This window comes from Duganella sp. HH101 (assembly GCF_001758795.1).
Classification (GTDB): Bacteria; Pseudomonadota; Gammaproteobacteria; order Burkholderiales; family Burkholderiaceae_D; genus Rugamonas; species Rugamonas rivuli.
Genome location: NZ_LRON01000022.1, coordinates 13,202 through 22,156 on the forward strand (window position 1 = coordinate 13,202; position 8,955 = coordinate 22,156).

At 64.0% G+C, this 8,955-nt stretch carries 7 protein-coding genes; 3 read left to right on the top strand and 4 right to left on the bottom strand.

The window, feature by feature from the left end; all coding sequences use genetic code 11:
- The first annotated feature begins 215 nt into the window (after positions 1–215).
- The gene (locus DUGA2_RS26185) at positions 216–824 is read left to right on the top strand and encodes a transcriptional regulator (protein ID WP_070272343.1); all 609 of its coding nucleotides are present in this window, start codon (positions 216–218) and stop codon (positions 822–824) included.
- Here the strand turns inward: DUGA2_RS26185 and DUGA2_RS26190 are convergent.
- Positions 821–2,227 carry a sensor histidine kinase gene (locus tag DUGA2_RS26190; RefSeq protein WP_070272344.1) on the bottom strand — a complete coding sequence of 469 codons (1,407 nt, stop codon included), beginning with the start codon at positions 2,225–2,227 and terminating at the stop codon, positions 821–823. The genes DUGA2_RS26185 and DUGA2_RS26190 overlap by 4 nt on opposite strands.
- Positions 2,228–2,424: 197 nt before the next feature.
- Between DUGA2_RS26190 and DUGA2_RS26195 the strand changes: the two genes are divergently transcribed.
- Positions 2,425–2,883, top strand: a complete 459-nt coding sequence (locus DUGA2_RS26195; RefSeq protein WP_070272345.1) for a thioesterase family protein — start codon at positions 2,425–2,427, stop codon at positions 2,881–2,883.
- Between the two features lie 40 nt (positions 2,884–2,923).
- Here the strand turns inward: DUGA2_RS26195 and DUGA2_RS26200 are convergent, their stop codons facing one another.
- The 3 genes from DUGA2_RS26200 to DUGA2_RS26210 form a co-directional block, all read right to left on the bottom strand.
- On the bottom strand, positions 2,924–4,741 hold the full coding sequence (locus DUGA2_RS26200; protein ID WP_070272346.1) for a DUF885 family protein: 1,818 nt from the start codon (positions 4,739–4,741) through the stop codon (positions 2,924–2,926).
- Between the two features lie 268 nt (positions 4,742–5,009).
- Positions 5,010–6,182: an HPP family protein gene (locus tag DUGA2_RS26205; protein ID WP_070272347.1), complete on the bottom strand. Its 1,173-nt coding sequence runs from the start codon at positions 6,180–6,182 to the stop codon at positions 5,010–5,012.
- Positions 6,183–6,244: 62 nt separating this feature from the next.
- A complete protein-coding gene (locus DUGA2_RS26210; protein WP_070272348.1) occupies positions 6,245–6,721 on the bottom strand; it encodes an Lrp/AsnC family transcriptional regulator in 477 nt (158 codons plus the stop codon).
- Positions 6,722–6,841: 120 nt separating this feature from the next.
- On the opposite strand from DUGA2_RS26210, the gene DUGA2_RS26215 reads away from it, so the two are divergent.
- Complete coding sequence (locus DUGA2_RS26215; protein ID WP_070272349.1) at positions 6,842–8,887, top strand: aminotransferase class V-fold PLP-dependent enzyme; 2,046 nt, start codon at positions 6,842–6,844, stop codon at positions 8,885–8,887.
- Positions 8,888–8,955: the final 68 nt, after the last annotated feature.

Below are 8,955 nucleotides of genomic sequence, written 5' to 3' on the forward strand. Positions count from 1 at the left end.
TTGTCCTGGTCTGGTAAGTCATGGCATGCCCGCTCGTCGCAACAGCGGCGATGGCGCCGTCTGGCGCATGGCCGGCGGCATCCCCGGCACCGATTCGCTCATATCGCTCGCTGGCCGGCGTGAAGCCGGGCTCATGACTTCTCAGATGCAAGCCGATCTGAAAACCCTACGTTAAACATGCCAGTCAGTGGTGTGTTCATGCTAAGATTTGGCTCATGATCGCTCAAGCACTCTTCACCCCTGCCCAGCAAAAGCTGCTGGGCTTGCTATTTGTACGTGTCAATCAAGGATTCCACTTGAATGAGATCATGCGCCTGACCGGTTTGGGCAGCGCCTCGGCCCAGCGCGAGCTCAAGCGCCTGCATGAGTCGGGCGTCATCGTGTCCGAGCGGATCGGCAACGTGCGTCGTTTTAAACCCAACAAGGAATGCATCGTATTCGGGGAATTAAGCAACCTGGTCAAGAAAACTTTCGGCCTGGTCAGCGTCTTGAATTCGGCACTGGCGCCGCTGCAACATGTGCTGAATGTGGCGTTTGTTTATGGCGCGACGGCCAAGGAACATGAGGGCATGGATACGCCGGTGGAATTAATGCTCATCGGCGATAACACCAGCTATGGCGAATTATTATCCCGCCTGCCGGTCGCCGAACGGCTGCTGCGCCGTAAAATCAATCCCAATCTGTATTCGATCCCGGACTTTAAACGCCGCCTGCGCGAGCAGCAGCCGTTTATTCTCCAGGTGCTGCGGGAACAAAAGATTTATGTTTTAGGCGATGAAACTGATCTGGAGAAAATCAGCGGCGAGGAAGTCGGCGTCAGCTAATCCATATCCCGGCCGGTCGCCAGGGTTGGTTTTTGCGGAAAAAATAAAGAAAATCTGGTGTAATGCCCGGCGCGGGATTCGCAATGTATCTTGCCGCCAAATGCGGTAATAACCCTCTGGCAAAAAGCCAATCCCATTCCCGTGCCGCCGCCATTATGCCGGGTGCTGTAAAACGGCTCGAATACGTGCGGCAATACATCGTCCGGTATGCCCGAGCCGGTGTCGGTTATTAATAATTGCTTGCTATTGCCGTTGGTGAAGAACGCAATTTCCACATCTCCCCGCCCCGCCGATTTAATCGCATGCAGCGCGTTTTTAAACAGATTGTATAAAACGTAGACCAGCAATACATCCGACCCGAAGAACGTGAAGTCTTCGGCGGCTTTCACCACGACCTTGTCGCGCATCGAACTTTCAAACGGATAGCAGGCCAGGGCTTCTTCGACGCATTTCTTGATCGAATGGTCGGCGAAATCGCTGCGGTTCAGCGTGCCCGCCCGGGCCGAGGCCAGCATCATGTCGACGATGAAATTGGAGCGGCTGATTTCAGCGTCGATATGCTGGGTCAGCTTGCTGAGGTAATTCAGCTGCGCCGGCTGCAGCAGCGGCTCGATATGCCGGTGCTCCACCGCGCTCTGGTAGCCGGCCAGCAAGTCCGGCAGGCACTTGGCCAGCACCCGCGACTGGTTGCGGATGGTCGCCAGCGGGGTGCGCATCTCGTGGGCGATGGTGGCGGCCACCTCCATCGGGTCCGCCAGCAGGTTGTGCCGCACCATGGCCTGGGCGATCACCCCCAGGCCGGCCGCGACGAACAGCACGCCGGGCGGGTAGAACTGCACGCCGTAGTTGCACAGGTAGTCGACCGCGGCGAAGAAATAGATCAGCAGGCTGACCAGGCAGTAGCGCAGCCGGGTCTTCTCGGTCGAGACGGCCAGCTGCTGCCGCTGGTACAGCAGCCACAGGCCGCGCCCCACGACCAGGCCGGTCTGCGCCAGGTGCAGCGGGTGCAGCGGCCCCGCCTTGGGATAAAAGCCGAAGAAATACGGATACAGCCCGGCGATCACCCAGTCCGTGCTCAGCATGATGACGCCCAGCAGGCCGGCCGTTACATAGGACAGGTTCACCCAGCGGCGCTCGCTGCGCTGGGCCGTCAGCTCGGCGATGAAATGGTACAGCGTGGTCGGCACGAACAGGATCAGCAGATAGCCCAGCTTGGCCAGCGCCAGCGCCTCGTCCTCGTTATTGATCTGGAATAGCACGGCCCAGGTGAACTGCCAGCAAAACGTGGTCGCGCACAGCAGGAAGAAGGTCAGGCTGATGCGGCTCACCCCGCGCGAATGCAGCACGTAAGCGCCGTAGCACAGGAACAGCAGGGAAACCACGGCGGGCAATAGGGAATGCATGCGCTTTTTCCACGGACTTTGGATGGTAGTCAGCAGTATTGCGTGTGTTGATCTAGCTCGCTTGGCTATCGATTAACTATTTGCGTTAAATCAAACAAGCGCAGGACAAACCCGCTTTAAGTGTTTCTGCCCGGCTTGCGGGCAAACGTACCCGGCCGCAGGCCGGGACGGTCCAACTCACTGATAGGGGAATTCTCATGCTGCTGCACGCCACCGAAGTAGAAATGTCCGCACTCTCCACTGCGACCGCCGTCAACGCCAAGCAGACTTTTACCCACGCCCTGACGATCTATCTGAAGGATTCCAACGCCTACGGCAACACCTACTTCGCCCGCTACTTCGAGTGGCAGGGAATCTGCCGTGAAAAGTGGTTCTTCGATTGCATCTCGCGCGATATGCTGCAAAACGACGGCGTGTTCATCACCAGGCACGCCGAGCAGGACTACCTGCGGGAGACTTTCCCATTCCAGGAGATTCGCTGCGAGTTGAATGCATATGACGTCAAAAAGTGCTCGTTTTGGCTGGAGTTCCGGTTTTATGCCGACGACAAGCCGGTCTCGGTAGGGCGCCAGCAGATTGTCTTTGCCAACCACGCCAAGCAGATCACCGCCTTGCCCGAGCTGGTAATCGCCCGCATCAAGCGCTACGCCAGATAATGCGGAAAGGGGCGGGCCGCCGCGGCCCGCCCCCTGGCGTTTATTTCTCCGCCGCGATCCAGCGGTCGACTTTTTCCTCCAGCAGCGCCAGCGGCAGCGTGCCGTCGCCCAGCACGATGGCGTGGAACTTCGGCAGGCTGAACTTGTCGCCCAGCGCCTGGGCCGCGCGCTGGCGCAGCTCGACGATCTTCAGCGCGCCTATCTTGTAGCCCAGCGCCTGGCCCGGCCAGGCCATATAGCGCTCGGTCTCGGTCTTGGCCGAATTGTCGTAGCCCAGCGTGTCGTGCATATACTGGATGCTTTGTTCGCGGGTCCAGCCCTGCGCGTGCATGCCGGTGTCGACCACCAGGCGGGTGGCGCGCAGCAGCTCGTCGTTCAGGTGGCCGAAGTACTGGGCCGGATCGTCGAACAGGCCCATCTCCTTGCCCAGCGTTTCCGCATACAGCGCCCAGCCTTCGATAAAGGCGTTGTTGCCGCCGTATTTGCGGAAGTTGGGCAGGTTCAGCTCTTGCACCAGGGCCAGGTGGAAGTGGTGGCCGGGCTTGCCCTCGTGCAGGAACAGCGTGGTCATGCCGGTGTTGCCGTACTTCGCGGGATCGTTGACCACCGACCAGAACACGCCGGGGCGCGAGCCGTCGCCGGCCGGCGAGGTGTAGTGGTCGGACGCGGTGGCGCGGCTCAGCTCAGGCTCCAGGCGCAGGTCCAGCTTGGCCTTTGGCAGCAGTGTGAACATCATCGGCAGCTTGGTGTCGAGCACGTCGTTGAGCTTGTGGTAGACGGCCTGGACTTCGTTCTCGGTCTTGAACGGATAGAACTGCGGCTGCGCCGCCACCCAGACCGGCAAGCCGGCGGCCGGGCCGGTGTAGCCCAGCTTGGGGCCCAGCACTTCAAACTGCGCCTGGATGCGCGCCACTTCCTTCAGGCCGATGGCGTGGATGGCGTCCGGCGTCAGCGAGGTGGTGGTGGCTTCGGCGACGCGCGCCTGGAACCAGGCGGCGCCGTTCGGCAGCGCGCCGAGGCCGGTCGTGGTGCGGCACGCCGGCACGTATTCCTTTTCCAGGAAGGTGGCCAGGCGGGCCAGCGCCGGCATCAGTTTCTCGCCGACGGTCTTGCGGTAGGCGGCGGTCAGGCGGCGCTTGTCGGCGTCGCTGAAGGCGGCCGGCAGCCTGGTGATCGGCGTGTAGAAGATGCTGCTTTCCGGCGTGGCGCTGACCAGTTTCTGGAACTGCGGCAAGCCCGATTCCATGATGGCTTTCGGCTCGGTGATGCCTTGCTTCGTGCCCGCGCGCATATTGGCGATGGCCTGGTCTATCCATGCCGGCAATTGCGTGATACGGCTCAGGTAAGCGTCATATTCCTTGACCGTGCCGATGGGCTGCGACGCTTCGCCGCCGGCGTAGTTGGCCAGCGTGACCGGCACGCTGTCCATCTGGTTGATCGGCAGCAGGTGCTCGGGGAAAGCCTCCATCGACAGCAGGCCGTGCAGTTCATAGGCGAGGATGTCGTAGCTGACGCGGTCGGTATTATTCAGCTGCGCGCGCTGCACCGTCTTCAGGCGGGTGGCGAACTGGCGATACAGCTTGAACTGCTGGGCGCGCTTGGCGGGGGCGATGCTCATGCCCAGCTGGTCGTCGTATCGGTTGTCGCCGTTTTCGGTGGCGGCGATCGGCTCGAAACGGGCGACGGCGTCATAGTACTGGTCGGCGATGGCCAGCAGCGCCTTGTGCGCGGGCGCGGCGCTGACTTGCGGCGCGACGGCGGCCGGCGCGGCGGCATGGCCGGCCAGCGGCGCCAACGCCAGCATCACGGCGGCGGCAAGAGGGGCGAAAGCGGCGTAGGTGTTGCGGCGATGCGTCATGCGGGTTTCCTCAAAATGTCACAAAATTGGCGCCTAGCATAAGCCATTGCGGGGCGTCGCTGGGACAAAATTTGTATCGGCGATACATTGTTCTTTTTTGGAAATTTCAGATTCGAATTTGCAAACATAATTATTCGAAGGATATCGAAACCGTAGTATCCTGAGGACTCGGTGGCGCGCTTCCACACCACCGCAAGGTTGCTCAAGAATTCAACCATAACAAAGCAGTACAGCCTGGCCGCTGCCCTCGGGTGGCGGCCTTTTCTATTCAGGCCGCCGCTTCGGCGAAGCGGCTTTCGTACAGCGCCGCCACCAGGTCCGATTGCGTGACGATGCCGGCGAAGCGCTGCTCCGCGTCGACGATGGGAATGTGGTGGAAGCCGGAGTCGGCCATCAGCGGCACCAGGTCGACGATGGGCGTGTCGAGCTGCGCCGTGGTGGGGTGCTGGCTCATGATCTGGCCGACCACCTCGGCTTTTTCCGTGTGGGTGACGCCGCTTTTGCGCAGAAATCGCTGCAGTTGCTGGCGGATGCCGCGGTAATCATCCAGACCGCCGTGTTCCAGGAAGTCCGTCTGCGTGACGATGCCGATCACCCGCCGCGCGCGGTTGAGCACCGGCAGCGCCGCCACGCGGTGCGTGCGCATCTGCTGCCAGGCCTGTTCCAGGCTGGTGCCGAACTCGGCGCTGACGACATCGCGCGACATGATGTCGGCGCAGCTGATGATGCCGAAGCGGCGCTGGTAGGCGCGCTGCTCGGTCTGCATGAACAGCGATTCCAGGTCGTCGCGGCTGATGTCCAGCACCTGGTTGTATTGCTTGAGCACGGCGTCCAGGTCTTCCGGCTTGAAGCCCAGCCGCACCGTCGGCACGGCGTCCGCGGTGGCGTGCGGATGCGGTTGCGCGCTTTGTTGCGCATGGGGATAGCGGCGGCCGGTCAGCTTGTTGTAGAGCATGGCCACGAGCACCAGCACCACCGTGTCGGCCAGCACCGTCAGCATGACGAAATCGAAGCCGGCCGCGTGCACGGCGGGGCCGCCGATCACCGTGGTCAGCGCCACGGCGCCGCCGGGCGGATGCAGGCAGCGCAGCGCGAACATGGCGGCGATCGCCAGCCCCGTGGCCAGCGCGCCCAGCAGCGGCAGCGACAGGGTGTCGCCCAGCAATTGCACGCAGGCCACGCCGACCAGTCCGCTGACGACATTGCCGCCGATGGCGGACCAGGGCTGGGCCAGCGGACTGGCCGGCAGCGCGAACAGCAGCACGGCGGAGGCGCCGATCGGCGCCACCATGAAAATCGCGGTGCCGACGGGGGCCAGCAGCAGGTGGCTGAGCAGGGCGGTGATGAACAGGCCGAGCAGGGCGCCGGCGGCGGCGCGCAACTGTTCGCGGCGGCCGGCGGTGATGGGGCTGGGCAGCCAGCGGTCGAGGAAAGCACGCATGGGCTTAATCAAGTATTTGATATGGGACAATTATTATCCCACGCCCAGCCTGCCTCCGCACTTTATTGGTGCGAAACCAGCTCCAGCGGCAAGGCCGTGGTGATCTTGATCTGCTCCATCGAAAACGCCGACGACACCCCGGTCAGCTGCGCAACCTTAATCAACTTCTTGTAAAAGCGGTCATATCCTTCGATATCGCTCGTCACCACCTTCAGCAGGTAATCGATGTCGCCGCTCATGCGGTGGAACTCCAGCACTTCCGGCAAGGCGATGACGGCGGCGGCAAAGCGCGCCAGCCATTTGTCGTCGTGCTGGCTGGTGCGCACGCTGACGAACACCGTCACCGGCAAGCCCACCTTGCGGCGGTTGACGATGGCCACGCGGCTCTCGATATAGCCTTCCTCCTCCAGCCGCCGCACCCGCTTCCAGCATGGCGTGGTGGACAGGCCGACCCGCTCGCTGAGCTGGGCAATCGACAGCGTGCCGTCGCCCTGCAATGCTGACAAAATTGCATAGTCGTAGCGATCTAGTTCATTCATTCTTCATTTTCCTTAAAATTGGCATGAACATGCTGCAAATCGTCCGTGGCAAGAGTATTTTAGTACATATATTTCGGGCCGACTGAGTAAGCTATACATATCAAAGACACTGGCATTCTCATGACGACCGAAATCTACCTCGATGGCAACGCCACGACCGCCGTACTGCCGGCCGCCATCGCCGCCGCGGCCGACGCCATGGGCCAGCGCTATGGCAATCCCAGCAGCAGCCACGGCACCGGCCTCAAGGCCAAAGCCATGCTCGACCAGGCCCGCGCCTGCGCGCTGCGCCTGCTGGGCGTGGGCGACGGCCGCCTGATGTTCAACAGCGGCGCCACCGAAGGCATCCAGACCGCCGTACTGTCGGCGCTGGTCGCGCTGCGCGAACGCCGCGAACGTGGCGTAGCCATCGGCAGCCTGCTGGTCTACGGCGCGACCGAGCACAAGGCCGTGCCGGAAAGCCTGGCGCACTGGAACCGCCTGCTGGGCCTGAACCTGACGCTGCACAAGCTGCCGGTCGACCACGACGGCGCGCACGACCTGGCGCAGCTGCGCGCGCTGGCGCCGCAGGCCGCGCTGGTGTGCACCATGGCCGCCAACAATGAAACCGGCATCATCACCGATCTGGCGGCGATCTCCGCGCTGCTGACCGACACCGGCAGCGCCGCCTACTGGCTGGTCGATTGCGTGCAGGCGCTGGGCAAGCTGGACCTGAACCTGGCCGCCACCCGCATCGACTACGCGCCGTTCTCCGGCCACAAGCTGTACGCGCCCAAAGGCGTGGGCATGCTGTACGTGCGCGCCGGCGCGCCGTTCACGCCGCTGATCATGGGCGGCGGCCAGGAGGGCGGCCAACGCTCCGGCACCGAGAACATGGCCGGCATCGCCGCGCTGGGCGCCGTGCTGGCCGCGCTGGAGCAGGGCGGCACCTTCCGCAGCCACCATGAGCTGGCCAGCTTCCGCGCCCGCCTGGCCGATAGCCTGCGCGCGGCCCTGCCCGGCGTGGTGTTCAACCACCCCTTCGACAAATCGCTGCCGACCACGCTGAACTTTTCCGTGCCCGGCCTGACCAGCCGCGAACTGATGGATGTGTTCGACGCCGCCCACGTACGCGTCAGCTCCGGCAGCGCCTGCTCCGCCGCCAAGGCCGCGCCCAGCTACGTGCTGGACGCCATGCAGGCGCCGCTGTGGCGCAGCGCCGGCGCGATCCGCATGTCCTTCGGCCCGCTGGCCGACGAAGCCACCATCGCCGACGCCTGCCGCCGCATCGAACGGTGCGGCGCCGCGCTGCGCGCCAGCTGCCTGATCCCGTCCGAGCGCACCGCCGTGCCGCACGACGGCCTGCTGCAACTGGGCGTGGAGGGCGCCTGCAGCTGGATGGTGCTGGACGCGGCCAGCCGCAGCTGCATCGTCATCGATCCCTTGCCGGACATGACGGGCCGCATCGAATCCTATGTGCGCTGCCAGAACTACCAGGTGCAAGCCATCGTCAGCACCTTGCCCGGCGCCGACCGCGCGCAACTGGCCGCGGCGCTGGGCCGCCACTTCGACATCCACGCCGCCACCGACGACTACGGCTGGCCTGCAAGCGCCGACGACGGCATCCGGATCGGCGCGCAAACCCTGGCCAGCGTGGCCGACGGCGCGGCGCGCCACTACCTGCTGGGCGCGGTCGGCCTGGCGCCGCAATCGATGCGCTTCGCCTTCTGCGCGCGGCCCGCGCTGGACGTGCTGCGCCCGCTGACCTGTGCGCAGACGCTGTTGTGCCCGACCCGCGACGAGCACAACCAGTTCTGCCTGGGCATGGCCGAGCCGGCCGCCGCCGGCGCGCAAGCCGAGCTGCCGCTGCAGCTCGACAGCGCCGCGCTGGACGCCTTCCTGCAAGCCCATCCCGACGCCCGCTTGATCGACGTGCGCGAACCCTATGAATTCGCGGCCGCCATCGCGCCCGGTCCCGCCGGCCGCAGCGCCCGCAGCGTGCCCTTGAGCCGCCTGGCCGAGCACGCCAGCGGCTGGCTGCAGGACACGTCCGTGCCGCTGGTGTTCTTCTGCCGCAGCGGCAACCGCAGCCTGAAGGCCGCGCAATGCCTGCGCCGCCTGGGCCACCGCCAGGCATACAGCCTCGGCGGCGGACTCGCGCTGGCGCCGATGGCGCTGGCCGCCTAGGCCGCCGGCAGTTCCCTCTCTTTCTTCCTTTATAAGGCCGCGCAAGCGGCCTTTTTTTTCGTGGAAAT

What these genes read in the sequence shown, in the direction of transcription:
- DUGA2_RS26205 (WP_070272347.1), bottom strand. Translation starts at nt 6,182, where the DNA reads ATGCGTGCTTTCCTCGACCGCTGGCTGCCCAGCCCCATCACCGCCGGC.
- DUGA2_RS26210 (WP_070272348.1), bottom strand. Translation starts at nt 6,721, where the DNA reads ATGAATGAACTAGATCGCTACGACTATGCAATTTTGTCAGCATTGCAG.
- DUGA2_RS26215 (WP_070272349.1), top strand. Translation starts at nt 6,842, where the DNA reads ATGACGACCGAAATCTACCTCGATGGCAACGCCACGACCGCCGTACTG.
- DUGA2_RS26195 (WP_070272345.1), top strand. Translation starts at nt 2,425, where the DNA reads ATGCTGCTGCACGCCACCGAAGTAGAAATGTCCGCACTCTCCACTGCG.
- DUGA2_RS26200 (WP_070272346.1), bottom strand. Translation starts at nt 4,741, where the DNA reads ATGACGCATCGCCGCAACACCTACGCCGCTTTCGCCCCTCTTGCCGCC.
- DUGA2_RS26190 (WP_070272344.1), bottom strand. Translation starts at nt 2,227, where the DNA reads ATGCATTCCCTATTGCCCGCCGTGGTTTCCCTGCTGTTCCTGTGCTAC.
- DUGA2_RS26185 (WP_070272343.1), top strand. Translation starts at nt 216, where the DNA reads ATGATCGCTCAAGCACTCTTCACCCCTGCCCAGCAAAAGCTGCTGGGC.